This is a genomic window from Pseudomonas sp. 02C 26 (assembly GCF_002843585.1).
GTDB lineage: Bacteria > Pseudomonadota > Gammaproteobacteria > Pseudomonadales > Pseudomonadaceae > Aquipseudomonas > Aquipseudomonas shirazensis.
The window spans coordinates 2,237,628-2,261,883 of the sequence record NZ_CP025262.1; the positions used below are offsets into that span (position 1 = coordinate 2,237,628).

At 62.3% G+C, this 24,256-nt stretch carries 20 protein-coding genes and 1 pseudogene; 9 read left to right on the top strand and 12 right to left on the bottom strand.

Going from position 1 to position 24,256, the window contains the following annotated elements:
- Positions 1–6 precede the first annotated feature (6 nt).
- Entirely contained in the window at positions 7–879 is an 873-nt protein-coding gene (locus tag CXQ80_RS10095) for an ABC transporter permease (RefSeq protein ID WP_256585735.1), read from the top strand.
- On the top strand, positions 876–2,528 hold the full coding sequence (locus CXQ80_RS10100) for an ABC transporter ATP-binding protein (RefSeq protein WP_101318971.1): 1,653 nt from the start codon (positions 876–878) through the stop codon (positions 2,526–2,528). Before CXQ80_RS10095 ends, CXQ80_RS10100 begins: the two co-directional genes overlap by 4 nt.
- A 3-nt stretch (positions 2,529–2,531) precedes the next feature.
- Here the strand turns inward: CXQ80_RS10100 and CXQ80_RS10105 are convergent, their stop codons facing one another.
- Positions 2,532–3,143, bottom strand: a complete 612-nt coding sequence (locus tag CXQ80_RS10105) for a cell wall hydrolase (RefSeq protein ID WP_101318973.1) — start codon at positions 3,141–3,143, stop codon at positions 2,532–2,534.
- Between the two features lie 179 nt (positions 3,144–3,322).
- Here CXQ80_RS10105 and CXQ80_RS10110 point away from each other — a divergent pair, with 179 nt between their 5' ends.
- Positions 3,323–5,266 carry a S8 family serine peptidase gene (locus CXQ80_RS10110; protein WP_101318975.1) on the top strand — a complete coding sequence of 648 codons (1,944 nt, stop codon included), beginning with the start codon at positions 3,323–3,325 and terminating at the stop codon, positions 5,264–5,266.
- Positions 5,267–5,312: 46 nt separating this feature from the next.
- Here CXQ80_RS10110 and CXQ80_RS25290 read toward each other — a convergent pair whose 3' ends face one another.
- Both CXQ80_RS25290 and CXQ80_RS25295 read right to left on the bottom strand, forming a co-directional pair.
- Positions 5,313–6,068 (bottom strand): methyl-accepting chemotaxis protein, encoded by a 756-nt coding sequence (locus CXQ80_RS25290; RefSeq protein ID WP_371918926.1) that lies wholly within the window; start codon positions 6,066–6,068, stop codon positions 5,313–5,315.
- Between the two features lie 102 nt (positions 6,069–6,170).
- Positions 6,171–7,559, bottom strand: a pseudogene (locus CXQ80_RS25295) (HAMP domain-containing protein); the annotation flags it as partial.
- A gap of 124 nt (positions 7,560–7,683) precedes the next feature.
- Here CXQ80_RS25295 and CXQ80_RS10120 point away from each other — a divergent pair.
- Entirely contained in the window at positions 7,684–9,003 is a 1,320-nt protein-coding gene (locus CXQ80_RS10120; RefSeq protein WP_101318979.1) for a Na+/H+ antiporter family protein, read from the top strand.
- Positions 9,004–9,012: 9 nt separating this feature from the next.
- On the opposite strand, the gene CXQ80_RS10125 is transcribed toward CXQ80_RS10120, so the two are convergent.
- Both CXQ80_RS10125 and xthA read right to left on the bottom strand, forming a co-directional pair.
- A complete protein-coding gene (locus CXQ80_RS10125; RefSeq protein ID WP_101318981.1) occupies positions 9,013–10,020 on the bottom strand; it encodes a FecR family protein in 1,008 nt (335 codons plus the stop codon).
- 141 nt (positions 10,021–10,161) lie between these two features.
- The gene (xthA, locus tag CXQ80_RS10130; protein WP_101318983.1) at positions 10,162–10,974 is read right to left on the bottom strand and encodes an exodeoxyribonuclease III; all 813 of its coding nucleotides are present in this window, start codon (positions 10,972–10,974) and stop codon (positions 10,162–10,164) included.
- A gap of 146 nt (positions 10,975–11,120) precedes the next feature.
- On the opposite strand from xthA, the gene CXQ80_RS10135 reads away from it, so the two are divergent.
- From CXQ80_RS10135 to CXQ80_RS10145, 3 genes are read left to right on the top strand one after another with little or no spacing between them, the layout of a single operon-like run.
- On the top strand, positions 11,121–11,771 hold the full coding sequence (locus CXQ80_RS10135) for an N-acetyltransferase (protein WP_101318985.1): 651 nt from the start codon (positions 11,121–11,123) through the stop codon (positions 11,769–11,771).
- Positions 11,772–11,823: 52 nt separating this feature from the next.
- Positions 11,824–13,566, top strand: a complete 1,743-nt coding sequence (locus CXQ80_RS10140; RefSeq protein WP_101318987.1) for an autotransporter assembly complex family protein — start codon at positions 11,824–11,826, stop codon at positions 13,564–13,566.
- A complete protein-coding gene (locus CXQ80_RS10145; RefSeq protein WP_101318989.1) occupies positions 13,563–17,237 on the top strand; it encodes a translocation/assembly module TamB domain-containing protein in 3,675 nt (1,224 codons plus the stop codon). The genes CXQ80_RS10140 and CXQ80_RS10145 overlap by 4 nt, the downstream gene beginning before the upstream one ends.
- Positions 17,238–17,246: 9 nt before the next feature.
- Here the strand turns inward: CXQ80_RS10145 and CXQ80_RS10150 are convergent, their stop codons facing one another.
- The 4 genes from CXQ80_RS10150 to CXQ80_RS10165 form a co-directional block, all read right to left on the bottom strand.
- Positions 17,247–17,786, bottom strand: a complete 540-nt coding sequence (locus CXQ80_RS10150) for a DUF2589 domain-containing protein (protein WP_101323005.1) — start codon at positions 17,784–17,786, stop codon at positions 17,247–17,249.
- A 100-nt stretch (positions 17,787–17,886) separates the two neighbouring features.
- Complete coding sequence (locus tag CXQ80_RS10155) at positions 17,887–18,516, bottom strand: DUF2589 domain-containing protein (RefSeq protein ID WP_101318991.1); 630 nt, start codon at positions 18,514–18,516, stop codon at positions 17,887–17,889.
- Between the two features lie 21 nt (positions 18,517–18,537).
- On the bottom strand, positions 18,538–18,927 hold the full coding sequence (locus CXQ80_RS10160) for a Mor transcription activator family protein (protein WP_101318993.1): 390 nt from the start codon (positions 18,925–18,927) through the stop codon (positions 18,538–18,540).
- 272 nt (positions 18,928–19,199) lie between these two features.
- The gene (locus CXQ80_RS10165; protein WP_101318995.1) at positions 19,200–19,661 is read right to left on the bottom strand and encodes a hypothetical protein; all 462 of its coding nucleotides are present in this window, start codon (positions 19,659–19,661) and stop codon (positions 19,200–19,202) included.
- 149 nt (positions 19,662–19,810) lie between these two features.
- On the opposite strand from CXQ80_RS10165, the gene CXQ80_RS10170 reads away from it, so the two are divergent.
- Positions 19,811–19,999: a hypothetical protein gene (locus tag CXQ80_RS10170; protein WP_101318997.1), complete on the top strand. Its 189-nt coding sequence runs from the start codon at positions 19,811–19,813 to the stop codon at positions 19,997–19,999.
- Between the two features lie 35 nt (positions 20,000–20,034).
- On the opposite strand, the gene CXQ80_RS10175 is transcribed toward CXQ80_RS10170, so the two are convergent.
- Positions 20,035–20,409 carry a fe2+ zn2+ uptake regulation protein gene (locus tag CXQ80_RS10175; RefSeq protein WP_101318999.1) on the bottom strand — a complete coding sequence of 125 codons (375 nt, stop codon included), beginning with the start codon at positions 20,407–20,409 and terminating at the stop codon, positions 20,035–20,037.
- A gap of 198 nt (positions 20,410–20,607) precedes the next feature.
- Between CXQ80_RS10175 and CXQ80_RS10180 the strand changes: the two genes are divergently transcribed.
- Positions 20,608–22,923, top strand: a complete 2,316-nt coding sequence (locus tag CXQ80_RS10180) for an acylase (protein ID WP_371918902.1) — start codon at positions 20,608–20,610, stop codon at positions 22,921–22,923.
- A gap of 78 nt (positions 22,924–23,001) precedes the next feature.
- Here CXQ80_RS10180 and CXQ80_RS10185 read toward each other — a convergent pair whose 3' ends face one another.
- Together CXQ80_RS10185 and CXQ80_RS10190 are read right to left on the bottom strand one after the other, a co-directional pair.
- Positions 23,002–23,724 (bottom strand): UDP-2,3-diacylglucosamine diphosphatase, encoded by a 723-nt coding sequence (locus CXQ80_RS10185; protein WP_101319003.1) that lies wholly within the window; start codon positions 23,722–23,724, stop codon positions 23,002–23,004.
- Positions 23,721–24,224: a peptidylprolyl isomerase gene (locus tag CXQ80_RS10190; protein ID WP_101319005.1), complete on the bottom strand. Its 504-nt coding sequence runs from the start codon at positions 24,222–24,224 to the stop codon at positions 23,721–23,723. Before CXQ80_RS10190 ends, CXQ80_RS10185 begins: the two co-directional genes overlap by 4 nt.
- Positions 24,225–24,256: the final 32 nt, after the last annotated feature.

Genomic DNA, 24,256 nt, shown 5'->3' on the forward strand with positions numbered 1-24,256 from the left:
GGTTGCATGAACGCGATGATTCCCGCTGCCCAGGTGCCGACGCTGGCAACCAGTGCGCGACTGTCGCGCTGGCGCCCTGCGCGGCCAGGGTTGTGCCTGGCCTGGGCGACCATCGGCTTGCTGTTGCTGGCGGTGGCACTGCCTGGCTGGCTGGCGCCGGCCGATCCTTTGCTGGCTGATGCGCGCCTGGCCTATCAACCGCCCAGCAGCCAGTTCTGGCTGGGTACCGATGAGAATGGTCGAGACGTGCTTAGCCGTGTTATTCACGGGGCGCGTGCATCGCTGCTTATCGGTTTCACCGCAACCCTGCTCGGGCTGGGCCTGGGCACCTTGCTCGGATTGCTCGCCGGCCTCGCACCGCGCTGGCTGGATAACCTGCTGATGCGCGCGGTGGATGTGCTGCTGGCATTTCCCGACCTGCTGCTGGCGCTGGTGGTGATCACGCTGTTTGGCCAGGGCACGACCAACTTGATCATTGCCGTCGGCATCGCGGCAGTGCCGCGCTATGCCCGGCTGGTGCGCGCGCAGACCATGAGCATCCGCCATGCCAGCTTCGTCGAGGCGGCACTGACCCTGGGTCGGCGGCCGCTGGCTGTGGTGTTTGCCCATGTCCTGCCCAATGCGGTGCAACCGGTCCTGATCCTCGCCTGCATCGGCCTTGGCGGGGCTATCACCGCCGCTGCCGCGCTGAGTTTTCTCGGTTTTGGCGCTCCGCCACCGGCACCCGAGTGGGGCGCAAGTATGGCAGTGGCACGCAATTTCATGGCCAACGCGCCCTGGCTGATGGCCTGGCCGGCGCTGGCAATTACCTTGACTGTGATTTCCATCAGCGCCATCGGCCGAGACTGGCTACGGCGCAGTGAGGGCAAAGGCCTATGAGTGGCTTGAATACGGCGTCGGCACTGGTCGACATCCGCGACCTGCGAGTGAGCTTCAACGGTGTAGCGGTGGTACACGGAGTCGATCTGCAGGTGCGCGCCGGGCAGTGCGTGGCGTTGGTTGGCGAGTCGGGCTCGGGCAAGAGCGTCACCGCCCGCAGCCTGGTCGGCCTGGCGGGCCCCGGCGCGCAGGTGCAGGCGCAACGGCTGGAGTTTGCCGGGCGCGACCTGCGTGTATTCGACCAGGCTGACTATCAACGCCTGCGCGGCGCGCAGATCGGTTTCATCATGCAGGACGCACTGGGTTCGCTCGACCCGTTGCGGCGGGTGGGTGGCGAAATCGAAGAGGCACTGCTGCTGCACTCTGACCTGGGCGCGGAGGCACGTCGTCTGCGGGTCCTGCAGTTGCTCGCCGAGGTCGGCGTGCCTGAGCCGCAGGTGCGCGCTCAGCAGTATTCGTGGCAGTTGTCGGGTGGCCTGCGTCAGCGCGCGTTGATCGCCTCGGCGATGGCCTGCCGGCCGCGCCTGCTGATCGCTGATGAGCCGACCACGGCGCTTGACGCGACCGTGCAGGCACAGATTCTGCGCCTGCTTGAACAACTGCGCGATGAGCAGAACAGCTTGTTGATGGTCAGCCATGATCTGGCGGTGGTGGCACGGTTGGCCGATTGGGTGGTGGTGATGCGCGGCGGACATGTAGTGGAGCAGGGCAGTGCCGAACAGATTCTGCAGGACCCGCAAGACCCTTACACCCAGCGCCTGCTCAGCGCCGCGCGTGCCGTCCATTTGCAGCGCCCAACGCAGCCTGCGCTGGCGTTGGTTGAGCCCAGTGCGAGCAGCATTGAACAGCCGGTATTGCTTGCTGCAAGCGGGCTGGGCAAATCCTTTGCCGGCCCCGACGGCAGCGTCCGCCAGGTGTTGAACGAGGTGTCGTTGCAGTTGCGCGCCGGGCAAACCCTGGGTGTGGTCGGTGAGTCCGGTTCTGGCAAAAGCACCCTGGGGCGCATCTTGCTCGGCCTGGAACAACCCGACCAGGGCCGGGTCGAGTTCGCCGGTAGCGACTGGTTGGCGCTCGGCGCCGAGCAGAAGCGGCGGGCGCGGCAGGGCATCCAGGTAGTGTTCCAGGACCCGCTGGCTTCGTTCGACCCTCGCTACAGCGTGCTGCGCGTACTCAGCGAAGCGCTGGCGCTGGCCGGGGTGCCGCGCTCCTTGCAGCGGGCCGAGGCGGTGGCGTTGCTGGAGCGCGTGCAGTTGCCTGCCAGCGTGCTTGATCGGCGCCCGCTGGAGCTGTCCGGAGGCCAGCGTCAGCGCATTGCCATTGCCCGTGCACTGGCAATGAAGCCGCGCCTGTTGATCTGCGACGAACCGGTGTCGGCGCTGGATGTGTCGGTACAGGCTCGCATCCTCGCCTTGCTGGCTGAACTCAAGGCCGAGCTGAACCTGGCCTGCCTGTTCATTTCCCATGATCTGGGTGTGGTCGAGCAGGTCAGCGATCATGTGCTGGTGATGCAAGCGGGCAGGGTGGTTGAGCAGGGTAGCGCCGCTCAGGTGTTGGGCCAGCCGCGCCATGCCTATACCCGGGCGCTGCTGGATGCGGTGCCGACGTTGCCACCTGCGCAGCCACTGTGGGTGCGCCGCCTCGCGGTATAAAGCTCAGCGCGCCAGTGCTGGGTTAGGCTTGTAAAAAAGGAACAGCCTGGTCTCGGCAGTCTTGCGGTAAGCCCTGGCCCAGGCTGGCCGCGCCGAGCGGTCGTGGAAATACAGGGCGCCATTGGTAGGGTCCTTGAGCTGCTGGTTGAGCGCCTTGCGGGCGATTTCCTTGGCAATGTCGTAGCGGTCCTTTTCCTCGACCTGGTCAGGGCGCCCGTCGCACCACCAGGAAAACTGGCAACTCTTGCTTTCGACCCCCTGCTTGACCACGCCGCAGATGGTGTCCGGGAAACCGTCCTGGCCGAGGCGATTGAGCACCACGCTGGCGACTGCGCTCATGTCCTTGGCATCGGCCTGTTTGGCCTCCCAGTAGATGGTGCGGGCCAGGCAGGTGATGCTGTCGTCCATCGGCGCCTGGCCACTGGGATCGACCGCCATGACCTCGCCTGAAGTCAGTGCCTCGTTTTTTTTCGGCGGCGGTGCGTCGTTGACGACCTTCTTCTCGAGCGCTTCGGCCTTGTCTTCGGCGACCGCGGCGGTGGGTGCATCGGCGGCAAGGGTGGGGCCTGCGAGCAGGGCCATGAACAAAGCAAAAATGATCGCTGACGCGCGCATGACGAGCCTCGCAGGTGGGTGCTGGAGGTCAGTCTAGCTGCCGCTGCGTTGGGCTGCCGCAACCTGAGCTGCGGGCTGCAGAGGAACCGCTTCGTGCTGGGAGGCGGCGGGATGCGGCGCAATCATTGTTGTTCGGCCGCTCGCGAAGGAGTCGGCTGCACTTGAAGGGAAGCCGCCTGATGAGCATCAATATCGAAATCCTCTACTACCGAAACTTCAATTTCGATGGCAAGTTTCACTTGCGCTGTATCGGTCCAGACCTGCACAAGATCAAGCGTATTCGTTACGTGCTCAAGGACATTGGCCAACAAGAGCCCGTGTGGCTGGACTCGACCTCCTCGCGCTCGCAGGTCGACAGCGGCAAGCTCATTGATCACGGCTGCCCGGCCATTCTCGGCACTGATTTGAGCCACGGCCGCTTCGAGTTGAGCGCGACCATTACCCTGACCGATGAGCAGATTATCAAGCTTGACTTGCCAGCCGACGCTACTGCCACTATTACCTGGCCAACAATGGTCGTCGAGATCCAGCCGGAAGAAGTCGACCGGCGCATTCTGGACCGTGTCCCGCTCACGGGAGCCTCGTTACGCGTCAAACGTTCTGCAGCGCCGCCTGAAACTGGGCCCAGGCCTGTTTACGACCCACTGCTGCCCGGCTTCAACGGACTGCCCGACGGCGCTGCCGACAAGGCTCTGCCGGCGCTGCTGGTCAAGTTCGGCAAGGACGGTTTTGCTTCCTTCGTTGCCGATCTTGAGCCGGACAGCCGCTCGAGGTTGGTCCGTCTGTGGCCGAACCTCAAGCAGGTCATCCAGCTGCAGCCGGTGCTGAGCGCTGAAGAGCATGACGACGACGCGCTTGCAGTGCTGCGCGATTACTACCTGCTCGCACAGCCAGCAAGCATGTTCAACGATACCTTCATCGCGCTACTACGAACCCTGGCGGCGCTGGACTACGTCGAGTCGCTATCCTTCCCGCCCGCCGAGCAGGAACCCGGCAACATCATTGCCGCGGCGGCCGCTGCGCTAGTGGCGACACTGATCACGGGTGCGGCGGTGGTAGCGGGTAATGACGCTCACGAAGATTCGCAACCGACGCCGGACTTCGATGCGCTGCAGACTTACCTGGATGCACCGACCGCCTCGCACAAGGGGCTGAACATCCGCAGCGTCTGGAGCAAACAGGTAACCGGCAAGGGCACCCGCGTGCACTTTTCCGATGGGGGGTTGTTCGCCAGACATGAGGACCTGCGCGGCACTGATCGGCTACGCGTGATCAGCGACCAACCCAACGCAGACCAGGCTCACGGTACCGCATCGGTGGGCCTGCTGTTTGCCCAGGTCAATTCGTTCGGCATGAACGGGATCTGCCATGATTGTGAGCTATACCTGTACGACAATCGGGCCATCGACCACCGCAAATACCTCCGCACGCCCGCAGACCTGCTGCGCCAGGTACGCGCAGGCGACATCGTCGCCATCAACAGGCAAAGCGCGAGCATCCATGTACTCAGCACCTATTTGCCGTCGCTGCACGAGCGCGACTGGTGGGATGTGTGCGAGGCGCTGACCGCGCGCGGCGCGGTCGTGGTCAATGCCGCTGCCAATGGCAGCAATCAGTCGCTGGCGGACAAGGGTACCGCGCGGGGGCACGGTGTCGATCTTGGCCAATGGCCTTACTTCGACGACCATGGCGATGCCTCGACCATTTTGGTAGGGGCCTGCCAGTCGTGGGACGGCAAGCCTCATCAGTACTCCAACTACGGCTACCGCTATCGAATGCTCAACGCGTGGGGTGATAGTGTCGCCACGCTGGGCTACGGCAAGCTACAGGACAAAAAGGGTGACGACCGAGACTACACCAACAGCTACGGTGGCACCTCCAGCGCAACCCCTTTGGTGACGGGTGCCCTGAGCCTGATTCAGTCCTACGCCATGCGCCAGCATCACGTCTATCTGAATGCCGACCAGATGCATTTGCTGGTGATGGCGTCAGGTTATGCGGATGCGACCTTGCCTCTGACCGACGTGCTGCCGATGGGCCGCAGGCCGAACGTGGAGGCAGCGTTGGTAATGCTTGACCGAATTCTCGGCGGCGGCACGTTCAGCGCTCACGACGAGCTCTAATGCGCTGCCCCGGGTCGTCTGCGACTCGGGGCAGCGTGAAAATCAATCACACCCTGAACTGATCCATCAGTGCTTGCTGCTGGTTTGCCAGTTGGTTGAGCGACTGGCTGACCCGCGCCGACTCGTTGGCCTGGCTTGACAGCGATTCAGTCACGTCGCGGATAGTCGCGACGTTGCTGTTGATCTCTTCTGCCACTGCGCTCTGCTCTTCGGCAGCCGAGGCAATCTGCAGGTTCATGTCGGTGATGACCGTGACGGCCTGGCCGATTCGTTGCAGCGCAGTGACCGCTTGGCCAACTTGCTCGACGCCGCCCTGGGCCTGGCGGTGGCTGCTGTCCATGGCGTCGACTACTTCACGCGTGCCAGCTTGCAGCGCCTCGATCACCTGGCGGGTTTCTTCGACCGACTCCTGGGTTCGCCGTGCCAGATTGCGCACTTCGTCAGCAACTACGGCAAAGCCGCGTCCTGCTTCGCCGGCGCGGGCTGCTTCGATGGCGGCATTCAGGGCGAGCAGGTTGGTCTGTTCGGCGATCGAGCGAATCACTTCGAGCACCGAGCCGATTTTTTCGCTGTTGCCAGCCAGCCCTTCGACCTGGGCCATGGCGCTGCTCATGTTGGCTGCCAGGTTATCGATGCTGTCGGTGGTCTGGCCAATCACGGCGAGGCCTTCACGGGTGGCCAGGTCAGCCTCGCGGGCGGCCTGGGCGGCCTGTGCCGCGCTGCGGGCGACGTCCTGAGCGGTGGCGCTCATCTCGTGCGATGCAGTGGCCGCCTGGTCAACCTGACGATACTGTTGTTCCATGCCAGCACTGGTCTGGCTGGCGATTGCAGCAGACTGATCAGCCGTGCCACGGGCGGCCTGCACCGAGCGTTTGACGTCAGCGATGGTGGGCTGCAGCTTGTCGAGGAAGCGGTTGAACCAACCTGCCAGTTCACCGAGTTCATCACGCTTGTCGTACTGCAGGCGACGGGTCAGGTCGCCTTCACCACTAGCGATGTCCTTGAGCATCGCTGCCACGCCCAGGATCGGCCGGGTCACGCCTCGCGCCATCAGCCAGACCAAGAGCAAGCCGGCCAAGGCGGCGCCCAGGCCCAGCCCCAGCTCAAGCAAGGTGCCGCTGGTGTTGAGCGCATCAAGTTCGTTCTTCAGCGCTTCGGCCGGACCGGTCAGGGCGCTTTGCGGCACGTCGAGCAATACGCCCCACGGCTTGCTGGCGGGAATCGGCTGAAACGCTGCCAGCACTTTCAAACGCTGTTCGGCGTGAACAATCTGCAATTTGCCGTCCGCCAGCTTGCGCACCAACTCGGCGCCCTGGGCGACATCTACCTGGTCGAAACGCTGGGCCAGCTTGCTTGAATCGGCGCTGTAGCCTGCGAGCAGGCCGACCGGGCTGAGGATGCCGACCGTGGTCTGGCCTTGATAAAGGCCGCGGCTGGCCTCTTCGCTCATGGCCTGCAAGCTGCTCAGGTTGATGTCGACCGACAGCGTGGCAATCACCTTGCCCTTGACCGATAGCGGGAAGACGATGCTCGTCATCAACACCTGCTGGCCGTCGATGGCATAGAAATACGGCTCGACTACGCAGACCTTGCCGGTGCTGCGCGGGCATACCCACCAGGTGTTGGCCGGTTGCCCGCTGGGGCCGGTTTCGATGTTGGCCATGTCCAGTTCAGGCAAGGCCATGGACGTCAGTTTGCCGGCCTGCGGTTGCGACCAATACAAGGCAAAACGGCCAGTTTCGTTGCTGCCCAACTCGTGCTGATTGGTGAACAGGCTGTCCTTGCCATCCAGCGCGTCAGGCTCGAACACCAGCGACAGGCCTAGCAGCTCAGGGTTGGCCAGCAGGGCGCTGCGCACTTGTGCGGTCATGTCTTCGCGCAGGTCAAAGGCGTCCAGATAGCGTTTTTCCGCCTGCTCGCGCAAGAACAGCACCTGCCGGGCAAAACCTGCGCCGTACTGGTAGGCGTCCATGAACTGGCGGCGAATGTTCAGCGCCTGTACTTCACCCTGCGATTCGATGCGGGCTTGAGCTGAGTCGGAGAGCATCTTCATGCTGCTGGCCTTTACCAAATCGGAGCTGTGGTCCATGCGGTACAGGGACAGACCGACCAGTAGCGTGACGATGGCGGCCAGGCACAAGCCGGCGAGCAGGGTGATCTTCCACTGGATAGACAGTTGTCGCAGAGGCATTTTGGGAAAGTCCCTTGTAATAGGTCTGCACTCTGTGTCGGCGACCACAGGATTTTCTTTATTCAAACGTTCAATTGAATTCGGCCTTGGCCGATTTGACATCTGTCGACTGGCCCTTCAGAGTGTGCGCCCTTCGCATTGCACCCCTCTGGACCGGCCGCTGCCTGTGTGCAGCCTGACGCCGGTGCCAATGCTTTCCGTCTGTCGTAACGAGGTAGTCCACACCATGAATGCAGTCATTGCCGCGGTCGGCATCATGCTGATATTGAGCCTGTCCCGCGTGCATGTGGTGATCGCATTGATCATCGGTGCGCTGACCGGCGGCCTGGTCGGCGGCCTGGGTATCGAGGGCACATTGAAGGCCTTCAATGGTGGGCTGGGCGGCGGCGCCACGGTCGCGTTGTCCTACGCGCTGCTTGGCGCATTTGCCGTAGCCATTGCCAAATCGGGCCTGGCTCACGCGCTGGCAGATCGGGCCTTGAATATGATCGAGCGCCAGGGCCATAGCGAAGGTGGCAAGGTCAAATGGTTGCTGATCGGCCTGATGCTGGTGGTGGCCGTGTCGTCGCAGAACATACTGCCCATTCACATTGCCTTCATCCCCCTGTTGGTGCCGCCGCTGTTGTATGTGCTGACCCGACTGCGCATCGATCGGCGGCTGATTGCCTGCGTGATCACCTTCGGCCTGATCACGCCGTACATGTTCCTGCCGGTTGGCTTTGGCAACATCTTCCTCAATCAAATCCTGCTGGCCAATGTCAGCCGCGCCGGGGTCGACGTCAGCGCGGTCAACGTTACCCAGGCGATGGCCATTCCTGCGGCCGGCATGCTCGCCGGGCTGCTCCTGGCAGTGTTCGTCAGCTACCGCAAGAAACGCGACTATGATCTGGCGAAAATCGAGCAGGTCGAGCAGGTCAGTGTCAGCTACAACCCCTTGACGCTGATGGTCGCTGGCCTGGCGATCGCAGCAGCGTTCATCATTCAGCTGTGGCTGGATTCGATGATTATCGGCGCCATGGTCGGTTTTCTGATCTTTTCGCTGTCGGGCATCGTGCGCTGGAAAGACACTGATGATCTGTTTACCGAAGGCATGAAGATGATGGCCATGATCGGCTTCATCATGATTGCCGCCTCGGGCTTTGCCGACGTGATGAAGGCAACCGGCGAGGTCAACAGCCTGGTCCAGGCCTCTGCGCAGTGGATCAACCACAGTAAGGGCGTTGGTGCCTTGCTGATGTTGCTGGTGGGCTTGCTGGTGACTATGGGCATCGGCTCGTCGTTCTCTACCGTTCCCATTCTTGCCGCGATCTTCGTGCCGCTGTGTGTGCAACTGGGCTTCGATCCAGTGGCTACAGTGTGCATCGTCGGCACAGCGGGTGCGTTGGGTGACGCCGGGTCGCCAGCATCGGATTCGACCCTAGGGCCGACTTCGGGCTTGAATGTGGACGGCCAGCATCACCACATCTGGGACACCGTGGTGCCGACCTTCCTCCATTACAACCTGCCACTGCTGGCCTTTGGCTGGCTTGCGGCGATGGTGCTCTGACGCCCCGCGTCAGCCCTTGTTGGTCAACGGTGTGATGCGGTTGAGGACGGTGCTGCCGTCCTTGCTGCGGGTCAGGTAGACCGGCAGCACCTTGGGCAGGTTATCGACCATGCGCTTGACTTCGCGGGTGTTGTACACGCCGCTGACGCGGATTGCGCCGGTACTGTCATCGGCCAACAGCAGCGGGCGCTCCAGGTAGCGGTTGATCACCGGCAGGGCCTGGGCCAGGCTGAGGTTGTCCAGCACCAGCTTGCCACTGCGCCAGGCCAGGCTGTTGTCGGCGTCATCATTCTGCGCCAGGGTCGGCTCGAAATCGCCGGCGTGATAACTGGCTTGCATGCCCGGGCCCAGTCGATAGCCGCCATCGTCACCATGGCTGCTGACCAGTACCGAGCCTTCAACCAACGTCACCTTGACCTCGTCGTTGTACTTCCAGACGTTGAACTGGGTCCCGGTTACCCGCGTCTGGCCGTTGCCGGCGCGCACGATGAACGGGTGGGCGGTGTCGTGGGTAACCTTGAAAAACGCCTCGCCGCGGGTAAGCGTGACCTGGCGTTGATCTTTGTAATTGAAGAAGCGCAGTTCGCTGTGCAGGTTGAGCTCGACCTGGCTGCCATCGCTCAGTTGCACCTGGCGCACCTGATCGGTAGCTTCGAAATGCTGGTAGTGATTGGGTAGCCAGCCTTGCTCCCAACCGACCCAGCTAGCCAGCGGCAGGGCCAGCAGGGCAATGGCTGCAGCCGAAGCGAATGGCCGCCAGTGGCGTGGCTGCGCCTTGCGTACTGGGCGGGCGCCGATCTCGACGACAGCCGTGCGGCGTGGCAACAGGTCAGCGGTCTGCCAGATTTCCTGCATCGCGCGGTATTCAGCAAAGTGCCGCGGGTCGGCCGCCAGCCACAGGTCAAATGCCTCGCGCTCGGCCGCCGTGCAGTCATCGGCATGCAGGCGCATGCACCAATGCGCCGCAGCGTCGGTGATGGCATCGTCCTGGTTGGGGGTAAAACGGTCCTGATTCATTACGGCTCCCGGTTTTGCGCATTCTACCCCTGCCAAGGGGGTCCCGAGAACCGAGATAATGGCGAATGACTATCAGATACGCGATATTTCGTCAGCTTTGCCTATCTGCGGACGCTAATCAGCGTCCGCAGCGCTGATTTATCAGGCCAGCTCCAGCCAGATCGGCGCGTGATCGGAAGGTTTTTCCATGCCGCGCAGGTCATAGTCAACACCAGCGTCCTTGAGTCGTGGCAGCAAGCCACTCGAAGCCATGATCAGATCAATGCGCAGACCGCGCTTGGGCTGGTCTTCAAAGCCGCGGCTGCGGTAGTCGAACCAGCTGAAACGGTCGCTGACCTGCGGGTTCAGGTAGCGAAAGCTGTCGACCAGGCCCCAATCCTTGAGACGCTGCATCCACTCACGCTCCTCTGGCAGGAAACTGCATTTGCCAGTCTTCAGCCAGCGCTTGGCGTTGTCAGCGCCGATGCCAATGTCGCAATCTTCAGGCGAGATGTTGACGTCGCCCATCACGATCAGCGGCTGCTGATTGTCGAACTGGCCTTCGAGCAGCACCTGCAGGTCGCTGTAGAAACGCTGCTTGGCGGGGAACTTGGTCGGATGGTCGCGGCTTTCTCCCTGCGGGAAGTAGCCGTTCATGATGGTGATCGGGGTGCCGTTGGCGTCGGCGAAGGTGCCCCAGATGAAGCGCCGTTGGGCGTCCTCTTCGTCAGTGGCAAACCCTCTGTGCAGTGCCAGCGGCGCCTGGCGCGAGAGCAAGGCGACGCCATAGTGGCCCTTCTGGCCGTGGTAATGCACGTGGTAGCCCAAGGCTTGGACGTCAGCCAAGGGGAACTGCTCGTCACTGACTTTGGTTTCCTGCAGGCCGATAACGTCTGGCTGATGCTTCTCGATCAGCGCCGCCAGCTGATGCGGACGGGCGCGCAGGCCGTTGATGTTGAACGAGACGATCTTCATGGCGAGGCAACCCCGGTAAAACTGCGGATGCTATCGAACATCGGCGCTCATCGCCAGCATGCTGGCGCTGCCTGCGCGCAGCGGTGAACCAACCCGCGCTGCCTCGCCTCCAAGGTGTACGTTCACTCCATGAAGGTTTAACTGCAATGCCCGACGATATCCGCGCAACCGCTCGCACCTGTTTGCTCGACAAGGGCTACCGCCGCGAGGTGCGCGCTGTGCTGTACGAAGTCTATCGGCAAGAGCCGACCGTTGCCTATCTGTTGGAGGCGCAGCGCCCTGGCTATGAACGGCGCCTGCGCGCCATGATTCGGGCATGGGTTCGCCAGCACTTCTACCTGCAGCTACCGGCAGTGGGCCTGATGGTCGAAGACCGTCTGGCCGGGGTGGCGCTGATCGTGCCGCCGCTGCGGCGCCTTGGCGTGGCTGACAGTTGGATGTGGCGCTTGCGCATGATCATCGGCACCGGCCTGCGCTGCACCCGCCGCTACCTGGATTATCAGGCAGCGTTGGTAGCGAGCTTGCCGTCAGATCAGGTACATATGCTGCCACTGCTGGGCGTGCACCCTGACTTCAGGAGTCAGCAGCACGCTGAACAATTGTTACAGGCTGTTCATGACTGGTGCGCCGAGGAGCCAGGCAGCCATGGCGTGGTGCTGGATACCGGCAATGCGCGTTATCTGGCGTTTTACAAGCTTCAGGGATATCAGGAGATCGGCGAAATTGCTATAGGTCCAGTGACTGAGCGGGTGTTCTTTCATGCCAATCCTTTGTCATCCAGGTCAGTAACAGCGTGACCTGCGAGGTAGACGGCTCCTTTGCGCGCCAAGCTCTGGTAGCATGCGTGGCATGACGTATTCAGGAAGATTGACCTGGGGCCTGATCATCCTGGCCGCCAGCAGCACAGTATGGGCCCAGAGCGAACTGCTGGTGCGGGTCAAACCCGCCAACAAGGCGCTCAAGGCGAATGTCGAAGGCTATATTGGCAGCCTGGGAGACCGTGATGAGGACGCATTGCTGCGTTTCAGTCGCGGCGCCGAAGAGCAGGCGCGCAAAGCCGCGCAGGCACTTGGCTACTATCAGGCCCAGATCGACACCGAGGTCAAGGCGCCGGCCGGGCCTGACCAGCATCCGCAATTGATCATTCGCATTGACCCCGGCGAGCCGGTGCGCTTGCGCAATGTCACTGTGCGCATCGAGGGCCCGGCCACCGAGCTGAAGAGTTTTCGTGTGCCCGATAGCGCCGCGCTGCGCCCCGGCGAACGCCTCAATCATGGTCTGTATGAAGACGCCAAGCGTCTGATCCAGAATCAGGCTTCGCGTTACGGCTTTTTCAAAGGGCGCTTTACCAGCCAGCGCCTGGCTGTAGATCCGCAGGCCGGCGTTGCCGACATCGAACTGGTGTATCAAAGCGGGCCACGCTTTCAGCTTGGCGCCGTGCACTTTGCCGGCGACACGCCGCTGGACCAGGACCTGCTGCAGCGCATGGTGCCGTTCAAGGCCGGTACGCCCTATGATTCCGAGCTCATCGCCGAACTCAACAACGACCTGCAGTCGAGCGGCTATTTCGAAGGCGTGCGGGTCGATGCGGCGCCCACCGCTGCGGTGGGCGAACAGATCCCGGTCGACGTCAGCCTGGAAACCCGCAAACCACGCACCATGGGCCTGGGCCTGGGCTTCTCGACCGACGTTGGCCCGCGCGGCAAGGCCAACTGGACACGCCATTGGGTCAACCCGCAGGGTCACAGCTATGGTTGGGAAACCGAACTGTCGGCGCCGCGGCAGAACGTCGGCCTGTGGTATGACATACCGCTGGATCCGCCACTGACCGACAAGCTGCGCTTCGCCGGTGGCTACCAGAATGAAGAGATCGCAGGCACCGATACCGTCAGCAAGCTGCTCACCGTTGGCCCTGAATGGCACAGCAAGCTGCCCAGCGGCTGGCAGCGGGTGGTGTCGCTCAAGTATCAGCGCGAAGAGTACAAGCTGGGGGATGACTCCGGTTTGAGCAAGCTGCTGATGCCTGGGGTAAGTTACTCGTACCTGCGCAGTGACAACCGCATCGACCCGCACAATGGCTACCGTCTGCAGTTCGATGTGCAGGTGGCCAAGGAAGGGCTGATGTCTGACACCAACCTGCTACACGGCAACGTCCTGCTCAAGGGCCTGACTACCCTGGGCCAGAATCACCGGCTGCTCGGCCGGCTGCAATTCGGTGGCAGCGCCACCAACAGCTATCAGAGCAAGATTCCGCCCTCGTTGCGTTTCTTCGCCGGTGGCGACCAAAGTGTGCGTGGTTACGACTACCAGACCCTGTCTCCGCAAAACAGCGACGGCGACCGTATTGGTGGCCGCTACATGGTGGCCGGTAGCGCCGAATACCAGTATTCGGTGGCCGAGAAGTGGCGTATCGCGACCTTTGTCGATCAAGGCAACTCGTTCAACTCGCTGGATCTGCCCAGCCTGAAAACCGGCGTCGGTGTCGGCGTACGTTGGGTGTCGCCGGTCGGGCCATTGCGCCTGGACCTGGCCAAGGCACTGGACGACGACGGCGGCATCCGCCTGCACTTCTCGATGGGGCCTGAGCTGTGACGCGTGCTTTGAAGTACATATCAATCAGTCTGCTGGGCTTTGCGCTGCTGATCGCAGTGAGTCTGAGCCTGCTATTGGGCACGCAAGCCGGTAGCCGCTGGGCGCTGGACCTGGTGCCAGGGCTGACGGTCGACGACTTCCAGGGCCAGCTTGGCAGTAACTGGCAGGCCCGTCGCTTGAGTTGGGACGACGGCGCCAGCCGAGTCGAGGTGCAGGCACCGCAGTTGAGCTGGTCGCCGCTGTGCCTGCTGCGGGCCACCCTGTGTATCGAGCGCCTGCAGGCTGAGCGCATCGACATGGCATTTGCCGCCAGTGAAACCGTAGCCGACAGCAACCCGCTGCAGTTGCCGACGCTGCGCCTGCCAGTGGCTATCGAACTAGGCGAAGTGAAACTTGGCCAACTGCGCCTGGATGGCAGTGACCTGCTGGGTGACCTGCAGCTTGCGGCGCACTGGAGCAACAATGGCCTGCGCATCGATACCTTGCAGTTGCAACGCGATGACCTGCATGTGAGCGTGCAGGGCGACGTGCAGCCCGAGGGCGACTGGCCAGTGCAACTGACTGGCAGCGTGCAACTGCCGCCGGTAGAGGGGCAGGCCTGGCAACTGGCGCTGAATGCCACCGGCGAGCTGCAGAAGACACTCAATCTGGACGCAACCAGCACCGGCTACCTGAGCGCCCGTCTTACCGGTGAACTGCAGGTTTTGGCGGAGCACCTGCCAGCCAGACTGCGGCTTGAGTCGGCCGCCTTCAAGCCGGTTGCGACGCTGCCGGATACCTTGCAGCTCGAGCAACTCAAGCTGTATGCCGTGGGCGATCTGGACAAGGGCTACCAGCTCTCCGGCTCGGCCAATCTGCCGGCCGAGCAGGGGCCTATAGGTCTGCTGTTGGCGGGCAAGGTCGACGCCAAAGGCGCCCGACTGGATGCTTTGGATCTGAACGCCAGCGACAGCCAACGGCTCAAGCTGCAAGCCACTGCCGACTGGCAGCAGGGGCTGATTGCCGACGCTAAAGTCGATTGGCAGGACTTCCCGTGGCTGCGTCTGTATCCGCTTGAAGAAGCGCCGCAAGTGGTGCTCAAACGGTTGACTGCGGATGTACAGTACCGCGATGGCAACTATCAAGGTTCGTTCAAGGGTGATCTGGACGGCCCGGCCGGTGCATTCAATTTGAGTAGCCCGTTCGAGGGTGACTTGAGCCACGTACGCCTGCCGCAATTACTGCTCAGCGCAGGGCAGGGCAAAGCTGCCGGCAGCGTCATCGTCGGCTTTGCCGAGAAGATCAGTTGGGACGTCGACCTGCAGCTTTCAGCGCTCGATCCAGCCTACTGGCTTGCCGAGCTGCCAGGCACGCTCGCCGGGCCGCTGCGCAGCAAGGGCGAACTGCACAACGAGCGCCTGCAACTGAGCGCCTTGCTCGACCTCAAAGGCCGCTTGCGCGGTCAACCAGCAGTGCTCAAGGCCGAGGCCGAGGGGGCTGGCGACAGTTGGACACTTGGCGCCCTGGCCATCCAGTTGGGCGACAACCGCATCAACGGCAGCGGTAGCCTGCAGCAGCGCCTGGCCGGCCGGATCGATCTGGATATGCCGCGCCTTGGCCAGCTGTGGCCCCGATTGCAGGGCCAGGTCAAAGGTCGCCTCGACCTCGCCGGGACCCTGCAAGCGCCGCAGGGCACTTTGAGTGTGCAGGGGCAACAACTGGCTCAGGCAGACAACCGTGTGCAACGACTTGATCTCGATGCCCGCCTGGACAGCGCCCAGCGCGGCCAACTCACCCTCAAAGCGGGCAATATTCGCCTGGGCGAGACTTCGCTTGGCGATCTGAACATGGCCGGCAAAGGCGATATTCGCCAGCAGGCCGTGACGCTGGCGCTGGCGGGCCCGCAGCTCAAGCTCGACCTGGCTGCCGACGGTCAACTGGCCAAGGGTGACTGGCGTGGTCGTCTTGCCAGTGGTCGGATTCAAGCTGGCGGGCAGGACTGGCAGTTGCAGGCGCCGGCCCGTTTGCAGCGCTTGGCCAACGGTCAGCTGGATTTCGGTGCCCATTGCTGGCGCTCGGGCCAGGCCAGTCTGTGTGGCGAAGACCAGCGCCTGGCGCCGGAGCCGCGGCTGCGTTACCACCTCAAGCAGTTCCCGATCGAGAGCCTGGCACAGTGGATGCCCAAGGACTTCGCCTGGCAGGGGCAGCTCAATGCCGACATCAATCTGGATATTCCTGCAGCCGGACCCAAAGGCACGATACGCGTGGATGCCAGTGGCGGCACCTTGCGCGTGCGCGATGGTCAGCGCTGGCTGGATTTCCCGTACCAGGTCCTGCGCCTGGACAGCACGCTCAATCCGCGCCGCATCGACACGGTGCTGAACTTCCGCGGCGAGCGCCTTGGCGAGCTCGCGCTGACAACCCGTCTCGACCCGTTGGGCAAGGACAAGCCGCTGTCTGGCGACTTTCGTCTGAGCGGGCTCGACCTGGCGATCGCGCGGCCATTCCTGCCAATGGTCGAGCGCCTCGCCGGGCAGCTCAACGGCAGCGGCCGCTTGTCTGGCTCTTTGCTTGCACCGCAAGTCAATGGCACTCTGGCCCTCACTGGCGGCGAAGTCAGCGGTGCGCAGCTGCCGGTCAGCCTGCAGGATCTGTCGGTGCAGGCGCTGATTGCAGGGGAACAGGTTCAGTTGCAAGGCGGCTGGCGCAGCGGTACAGCCGGTCGCGCTCAGCTCAGCGGCAACCTGACCTGGGGCCAGGTGCTGGCGATGCAACTGCGCTTGCAGGGTCAGCAACTGCCAGTCACGGTCGAGCCTTATGCCACGTTGGAAGTAGCCCCTGACCTGACCATAAGCCTTGAAGGCGAACAGCTTGCGGTCAAGGGCAAGGTATTGGTACCCAAGGGTGCAATCACCGTACGTGAGCTGCCACCCTCCACGGTCAAAGTGTCCGACGACACTGTCATTATCGGCAATCAGACCGAACAGGGCACGCCGCCAATGGCCATCGCCATGGACGTCAATGTCGAGGTCGGCCAGGACAAGCTGTCGTTCAATGGTTTTGGTCTGACGGCCAACTTGCGCGGGCACGTGCACATTGGTGACAACATGGATACCCGTGGCGAACTGAGCCTGGCCGATGGCCGGTATCGCGCTTACGGCCAGCGCCTGACAATCCGCCGTGCACGGCTGTTGTTCGCAGGTCCCATCGATCAGCCTTACCTGGATATCGAAGCGATTCGCCAGGTTGACGATGTGGTTGCCGGTATTCGTCTGAGTGGCAGCGCTGAGCAGCCGACCACCCAGGTGTTCGCCGAGCCAGCGATGAGCCAGGAGCAGGCATTGTCTTATCTGGTACTGGGGCGGCCGCTGGGTGGCTCCGGCGAAGACAACAACATGCTCGCCGAAGCAGCCCTGGGTCTGGGCCTTGCCGGCAGCGCCGGGCTCACTGGCAGCCTGGCGTCTAACCTGGGCATAGAGGACTTCCAGCTCGATACCGAAGGCTCTGGCAACACCACCAGCGTGGTCGCCAGTGGCAATCTGACCGAGCGCTTGAGCCTGCGTTATGGGGTGGGTGTATTCGAGCCGGCCAACACCATCGCTCTGCGTTACAAGCTGAGCAAGAAGGTATATCTGGAGGCGGCCAGTGGCTTGGCCAGTTCGTTGGATATTTTCTACAAGCGCGACTTCTGATCGAGAGGGTCAGCGTACGCTGGCCGCTTCGACATACTCGTTGCTGTCTGCTCCAGGTGGCTGCGGGTTGCCGCGCGGCGTGGGCACCATGAGGTTGGTGTATTGCTCGATCAGGCGATTGAGCGCCTCAGGCGGCTCGCATGCCTGGAACTGCATGCGGATCTGCACTTCGTCCGGGTCGCGGCCATCGCCGCGGCGTGCTTGTGCGCCGATGCTGACCTTGAAGCGAGCGCACGCATGCGCATCGGCCGCTTCGGCCAGCGCAGTTTTTATCTCTGTGCTCCTTACCCGGACCGAAAGGTCTACCTGCATACGCTCCAGGGCCAGGCCCTTGGGCGCCACCAAGGTAATCAGCGGCACCCTGATCATGTGCTGACCATCTATGGCCACCTCGACCATTTTGGCTTTCATCGGTGCGCCGAGGGCGTCGGGGTCATGATCGAAAAACTGATCGAACAGGGTGATGTACTGCTGGGCGATCAAGCTGTTGGTGGCGGCAGCGGCTTCCTGCAGGCCGCGGGTGATGTCGCGCAGGTCACTGCAGAGCATGGGCGCGGGCGGGGTAGGGGTGTCATCCAAAGTCATCGCTCCTCTAGGCGGCAAGCCCGCCATCAAGGCCGGGCTCTGGATTCACGGCAGGGCGTTGCAGTCATGCCTGCTCGACAGGCGGCAGGGTGTCGTCCTGGGAGATGTCGCCAGGGTTGCGTGCGTTTGCCGAAGGCAGAAGGCTCGGCCTGGTAGCAGCTTCGGTCAAAAAGTCGATTACCCGCATCATCGCCTCCGGCGGATCCTGACGGCGAACGGTTGTGTTGAACGCGTAGCGGGCGCGGGTATCGGTCTTGCGTACCTGAGTCGACTTTTGGCTGACGCTGCCTTTGACTTCAAGCTTGAACGGGCCCCAGCCGAGGCTACCAGTGAGGCTGGCGTCGGGCTCGGTGGAGGTGCTCAGTTCAGCCATCTGGCTGATGGTGATCTCGAACTCTACCCGACCTTCTTCGATAGCGATGTTGGGGTGGGTGACGGCGGCCAGCAACGGCACTTTCAGGCTCTTTTGCACTACGCCCTGGTATTCACCGTCTGCGCCGATCAGCGTTTCGTCGTAGTCGATCTGGATCGCGACCGCCTTGCCATTCTGGATGCATACACCCATCAGGAAGTCTGCGTAGGCTTTGCTGGCGCTGATCTGGGCCTGGATCATCGCCTGTAATGGCGCGGAAATCATGCGGTCCATGGGCAGGGCGTTGATGACCGAGCCGACCAGTGTGGGATCAATAGACATTATCCAGCTCCTTGGCTAGCACTAGGGGTGCTCAGCGGGCGTGGTTTCCTGACGGCGAATGTTGCCGATTTGGCGCAGGCTCAACCCGTACTTGTCGGCCAGCAGGCTGCGCGAGAGGCCATCTGCGCTCTCTTGCTGAATCTGCAAGTTGCGCAGTTGACGCAGGAAGTGGTCGGCCTTGGGAATCTCCAGGGCAACCCCGGCGAAACGCTTTATCAGCGCGTCCAGGGCTGCGGCTGGAAGCACTTCTGCAAGCTTGGTGCGGTCGCGATGCTTGGGAATGTACTTGGGGCGCCCACCATAGGCGCAGGTCAGGTTGTAGGCATTTTCGATGCCGATACACTCAATGAGTGACTGCAGTGAGTGCGGCAGCAAGGCGATATCGATACGGCTGAAGTCTGGCATTTGCATGTGTGTGGCTCCCTCGTGGGGTAATGGATTGCGCTGTGCGTGACCATGACTGGGTAGAACGTGCCGGGGTTTTTTGCCCCGTGGCGTGATTCGATTGTCGATGACCCGTGCAGGCAGTCCTAGGCGTCAAGCGAACCGAGGTGTGTAGTTCCTGGGTGCGCTTGACGCAGGGATCGAGAGATTGGGGTGTAGGACTATGCGACAGGGCCGGCCTGTACGCCTTGAAACTTCTTGCTCCCTTGCCAGAACAGTTGCCATGGGTAGGGTTGCCCTCAGTCACAGGGATAGCTGCTCAGCAGGCTCACGCCAGCCAGGTAGGCGTGGGGCGCGTCGACCATGCTTGCTGGGAGTGCTCGGTAGTCGACCAGCAAACACAGGGCGGTCATTGGATGATCGTTGATGCGTCCTGTCACGGTCGGCGCAAAGTCTTTTCGGTATAACGCTTGCGCGTGTCCGCTCAGACCTGCTTGGTCGGCGTGGGCCAGCGTTTCCCGGGCGAGGCGGGGAAGCTCGCGTTGCTCCACAAGAAAATGCAGCTGGTCAGCCGCGGGGTTCAGATAACCGGCGTTGCGCACGCGTTGCCACAGTTGTTGCCACTGGCTTGAGCCGGCACTTTGGGCGAGTTGGCTACCCAGTTGATGCAGGCGATCATCGGACAGCGCTGGCCGCTCGACGGCCAGGGCCGACGCTGCGGCAAACCAGAGAGTGAGGATGCGTAGACAAGTATTCAGCATGGGGGCACCTATGGGCTGGGTAGAACCCCTATGCTTTCAGGAGACGCGGATGTGGCTCAGCAGGAAATACACGCCTGCGCCTGATGCCGTTGTATCATTGCCTCGGCTCCATGTGAGCCCAATGTCTCTGATGTCGCAAGGAACTCCCGATGACACACGTGCAGCGCCTGAAATACTCGATCCTGATCATCCTGGTGGTACTGGGCATGATGCTGGGGCTTTCCTACCTGCAAAAGCAGGGAACGATCACCGAGCAGACGTTCCAGTACTGCGCCATTGCTATTGCAGTGATCGTAGTGGTGATCAACGGTTTGTTGCGGCGCAAGGTCAAACCCTGAATCCAGCGGGCCGGCCATCCTGGCCGGCCGGCGGCTCAGCGTACTTGAGCCGACTCGAGTACGGCGCGTGCCTCTGGATTGAGGCTGTAGCACTTGTCGCCGCCCAAGCTGATCACGCCCTCGGCGCAAAGTCGCTTGAGCACTTCGCGCACGCTCAGAAATGACAACGGGATGTCGAGCTGTTCAAGCTGCGCATGGATGCCGCGCACACCGACACTGCGACCGTTACGATCAGCGGCATGCAAGGCATCGATCACCTTCAGTCGGATCAGGCTGGTGCGCAGGCCATATGTGCGCAGCAGCTCGCGAATCAGCTCATTGCCAATCCGCTCTTCACTATCGGCAAGTTGCCCAGCGCCGGCATTGGCTGCGCCGTTCGGCTTGGCTGGGGCCTGTTGTGGCTGATACATGTGAATGCTCCTTTTCGTGGGCTGTCCCGAAATCATGGTTCCTCATTGATAAAGACGAACGAGATTGGGAAAACTGCAGTTTTGCCGGAAAAATAAACGGCTGATTCTGTTCAAGACGTGTCAGCACGGCTGCATGCGTAAAATTTTCGTCCAGCTATTCGTCTCAACGGGATGACCTCAGATACTCAAGGAACGCCCGTGAACCTATATTTGCGCCGCCGCGCTCAGTTGAGTGTGGCTGTTGCGTTGGCGGTATTCGGCCTGCTGGCCCAGCCCCGTGAAAGCGCTGCTGCTGCCAGCGCCGAAATCCGCCGCACCAGCTTTGGCGTGCCGCACATCCTGGCCAGCGACGAGCGGGGACTTGGCTACGGGATCGGCTACGCCTATGCGCAGGACAACCTGTGCCTGCTGGCCAATGAGGTGCTGACGGTCAACGGCGAACGCTCGCGTTATTTCGGCGGCCAGGGCAAAACCGTTGAGCAGCGCAACAACCTCGACAGTGATCTGTTCTTCACCTGGCTCAACACGCCCGCTGCAGTCAGTGCTTTTCTGCAGGCTCAGCCGGTGGAGGTGCGCAACCTGCTCGAAGGCTATGCCAGTGGCTTCAATCGCGCGCTTGGCGAGCGGCGGGCGCAAGGCTTGCCGGCGGAGTGCGGCGGGGGTGAGTGGGTGCGACCGTTGACCAGCCTGGATCTGGTCAAGCTGACCCGGCGCTTGTTGGCCGAGGGCGGCGCCGGGCAGTTCGTCGAAGCGCTGGTTGGCGCATCACCGCCCAAGCTCGCTGCGCAGCGTCAGGCCGCTGACTTCAGGCTGGCGCTCGAGCGCCAGGCACTGTTCGCCATGCAGCGTGGCAGTAACGCGGTAGCGGTGGGCTCGGAGCGCTCCAGCAATGGTCGCGGGCTGCTGCTGGCCAATCCGCATTTCCCGTGGATGGGCGGTATGCGTTTTTATCAGATGCAGCTGACCATTCCAGGTCGGTTGAATGTGATGGGGGCGGCGCTGCCGGGCCTGCCGCTGATCAATATCGGCTTCAATCAACATCTGGCCTGGACGCATACGGTAGATACCTCCAAGCACTTCACGCTTTACCGGCTGCAGCTGGACCCCAAGGATGCAACCCGTTATTTGCTCGATGGCAAGTCGCTGCCACTGGCGCGGCAATCCCTGCGGGTTACGGTCAAGGACGAGGATGGCTCACTGCGCGAGGTCGAGCGGCAGGTCTACACATCGAAGTTCGGCCCGGTTGTGCAGTGGCCAGGCAAGCTTGACTGGGACAACCGCTACGCCTACAGCCTGCGCGATGCCAATCTGGACAACAGCCGCGTGCTGCAGCAGTGGTATCGGATCAACCGCGCCGACAGCCTTGACGCCCTGAGGGGCTCTGTTGCTGAGCTGCAAGGGATTCCTTGGGTCAACACGCTGGCAGTCGATGCCGGCGGGCGGTCGTTGTACCTCAATCAATCGGTTGTACCCTATGTCGATCAGCAGACGCTGGCGCAGTGCAGCGACCCGGCAGCCGGCACCAAGCTGGTGGTACTGGATGGCTCGCGCAGTACGTGCCAGTGGCAAAGCGACCCACAGGCGGCGCAGGCAGGTATCGTTCCGGCGCGACTGTTGCCGAGCCTTGAACGGCGCGACTTTGTGCAGAACTCCAATGACCCGGCGCGGATGAGCAATCCGGCGCAGCCGTTGCTGGGCTTTTCGCCGCTGGTCAGTCGCGATGATCAGCCCCTGAGCATGCGCGGCCGCTTCGCCCTGCAGCGGCTGCAGGGCCGTGGCAAGCTCGGCGTCGCTGAACTGCAAGGCATGGTGTTTGATGATGAGGTCTATCTGGCCAGCCTGCTGCTGCCGGAGCTGCTTGATTGGTGCAAGGGGGGCGGGGCTGACGTTGCCCAGCTGTGCCAAGGCCTCAAGGCCTGGAATGGCAAGGCTGACCTGGATGCCGGCGTGGGTCTGCTGTATTTCGAGCAAATCGCCGAAGCGATGGCCGAGCATCCGCAGAGCTGGCGCGTGGCCTATGATCCGGCCGACCCAGAGCACACACCGCGTGGGTTGGCCGTCGAGCAGGCCGCTGTACGCAATCTGCTGCACCAGGCGGCGCTGGCCGCGCAAGACCAGGTAAACCAATCCGGGATAAGCGCAGACAGCCGCTGGGGGCAAATCCAGCAGGCGGCGGACGGCACCCCGGTGCCAGGCGGACCGCAGGAGCTGGGCGTCTACAACGCCATGTACAGTGTGCCAGTGGGGCAGGGCAAGCGTCTGGTCGTCAGCGGCACCAGTTACCTGCAAATCGTCAGCTTCACCGAGCAAGGGCCGCAGGCTCAGGGCTTGCTGGCGTTTTCGCAGTCCAGCGAAGCGGCCTCGGCGCACCATGCCGACCAGACTCGTGCGTTTGCTGCCAAGCAGCTGGCACCGCTTGCGTTCACTGAAGCGCAGATCAAGGCTGACCCGCAGTATCGGCGGTCGGTCATCAGTGAGCGCGACAAGGCTGCGCCGGTCAGCAGCGCAGATTAAGCGCTGGGATAGACAAGGCCGCTGTCGCAGATATCTGCAACAGCGGCCTTGGTGAGTACAGCAGCCGACGTCGACGACTCAGGTGAAGTCGAACGGCGCCAGCTGGAAACCCTGATCATCTACCTGCAAAGCCCAGCCGCGACGGTCCCAGTCGCCCAGAACAATCCTGCGCGCTGGGCTGCCATCGACCAGCAACTTGTGGATCGCCGGCCGGTGGGTGTGCCCGTGGACCAGCGTGCGCACGCCGTGCGCCGCCATCACCCGCGGGACTTCATCGGGTGTGACATCGACAATCTCGGTGTTTTTCATGCGGGTCTGGGTCTTGCTTTCGCTGCGCAGCTTGCGTGCCAGCTTGAGTCGCATGGACAGCGGCAGGTGGCGCAGCACCCACAGCGTCAGCGGGCTACGCAGATAGCGGCGCAGCTTCATGTAGCCGACGTCGCGGGTGCACAACGTGTCGCCGTGCATCAGCAGTACCGGCTCGCCGCCCAGATCGACCACACTGGGATCGGCGAGCAAGGTGCAGCCAGCGGCAGCACAGAAATCCTCGCCGAGGAGAAAGTCGCGGTTGCCGTGCATCAGGTAAATAGCGGTACCGCTGTCGCTCAAGTTACGCAATGCCTGGCAGATCGACCGCTGATACGGGGTCATCGCGTCATCGCCGATCCATGCCTCGAAAAAGTCACCGAGGATGTACAGCGCTCTGGCGTGGCGTGCGCGACCTTCGAGCAGGTCAACAAACGCCCGGGTAATCTCCGGGCGTTCTTCTTGCAGGTGCAGATCAGAGATCAGCAGAATCACCCAATGATCTCGGCTTTCTCGATGATCACGTCTTCTTTCGGCACGTCCTGGTGGCCGGCTTTGGAACCGGTGGCAACGGCTTCGATTTTGTCGACCACGTCCTTGCCTTCGATGACTTCGCCAAATACCGCGTAGCCCCAGCCTTGGGTGTTCTTGCCGCTGTGATTAAGGAAACCGTTGTCGGAGGCGTTGATGAAGAACTGCGCCGAGGCCGAGTGCGGTTCCATGGTGCGGGCCATGGCGATGGTGTACCTGTCGTTCTTCAGGCCGTTGTCGGCTTCGTTCTGAATGCTTGGGCGCTTGTCTTTCTTCTCGCTCATGCCGGGTTCAAAACCGCCGCCCTGGATCATGAAACCTTTGATCACACGGTGGAAAACGGTATTGCTGTAGTGGCCGGCTTCGACGTATGCGAGGAAGTTTGCAACGGTCAGCGGCGCCTTCTCGGCGTTCAGTTCCAGGACGATATCGCCGTGGTTGGTGGTCAGTTTGACTTGGGACATGCTCAAATTCACTCTTCAAGGCATACAGAAAT

What these genes read in the sequence shown, in the direction of transcription:
- CXQ80_RS10095 (WP_256585735.1), top strand. Translation starts at nt 7, where the DNA reads ATGAACGCGATGATTCCCGCTGCCCAGGTGCCGACGCTGGCAACCAGT.
- CXQ80_RS10100 (WP_101318971.1), top strand. Translation starts at nt 876, where the DNA reads ATGAGTGGCTTGAATACGGCGTCGGCACTGGTCGACATCCGCGACCTG.
- CXQ80_RS10105 (WP_101318973.1), bottom strand. Translation starts at nt 3,143, where the DNA reads ATGCGCGCGTCAGCGATCATTTTTGCTTTGTTCATGGCCCTGCTCGCA.
- CXQ80_RS10110 (WP_101318975.1), top strand. Translation starts at nt 3,323, where the DNA reads ATGAGCATCAATATCGAAATCCTCTACTACCGAAACTTCAATTTCGAT.
- CXQ80_RS25290 (WP_371918926.1), bottom strand. Translation starts at nt 6,068, where the DNA reads ATGGAACAACAGTATCGTCAGGTTGACCAGGCGGCCACTGCATCGCAC.
- CXQ80_RS10120 (WP_101318979.1), top strand. Translation starts at nt 7,684, where the DNA reads ATGAATGCAGTCATTGCCGCGGTCGGCATCATGCTGATATTGAGCCTG.
- CXQ80_RS10125 (WP_101318981.1), bottom strand. Translation starts at nt 10,020, where the DNA reads ATGAATCAGGACCGTTTTACCCCCAACCAGGACGATGCCATCACCGAC.
- xthA (WP_101318983.1), bottom strand. Translation starts at nt 10,974, where the DNA reads ATGAAGATCGTCTCGTTCAACATCAACGGCCTGCGCGCCCGTCCGCAT.
- CXQ80_RS10135 (WP_101318985.1), top strand. Translation starts at nt 11,121, where the DNA reads ATGCCCGACGATATCCGCGCAACCGCTCGCACCTGTTTGCTCGACAAG.
- CXQ80_RS10140 (WP_101318987.1), top strand. Translation starts at nt 11,824, where the DNA reads ATGACGTATTCAGGAAGATTGACCTGGGGCCTGATCATCCTGGCCGCC.
- CXQ80_RS10150 (WP_101323005.1), bottom strand. Translation starts at nt 17,786, where the DNA reads ATGCTCTGCAGTGACCTGCGCGACATCACCCGCGGCCTGCAGGAAGCC.
- CXQ80_RS10155 (WP_101318991.1), bottom strand. Translation starts at nt 18,516, where the DNA reads ATGTCTATTGATCCCACACTGGTCGGCTCGGTCATCAACGCCCTGCCC.
- CXQ80_RS10160 (WP_101318993.1), bottom strand. Translation starts at nt 18,927, where the DNA reads ATGCAAATGCCAGACTTCAGCCGTATCGATATCGCCTTGCTGCCGCAC.
- CXQ80_RS10165 (WP_101318995.1), bottom strand. Translation starts at nt 19,661, where the DNA reads ATGCTGAATACTTGTCTACGCATCCTCACTCTCTGGTTTGCCGCAGCG.
- CXQ80_RS10170 (WP_101318997.1), top strand. Translation starts at nt 19,811, where the DNA reads ATGACACACGTGCAGCGCCTGAAATACTCGATCCTGATCATCCTGGTG.
- CXQ80_RS10175 (WP_101318999.1), bottom strand. Translation starts at nt 20,409, where the DNA reads ATGTATCAGCCACAACAGGCCCCAGCCAAGCCGAACGGCGCAGCCAAT.
- CXQ80_RS10190 (WP_101319005.1), bottom strand. Translation starts at nt 24,224, where the DNA reads ATGTCCCAAGTCAAACTGACCACCAACCACGGCGATATCGTCCTGGAA.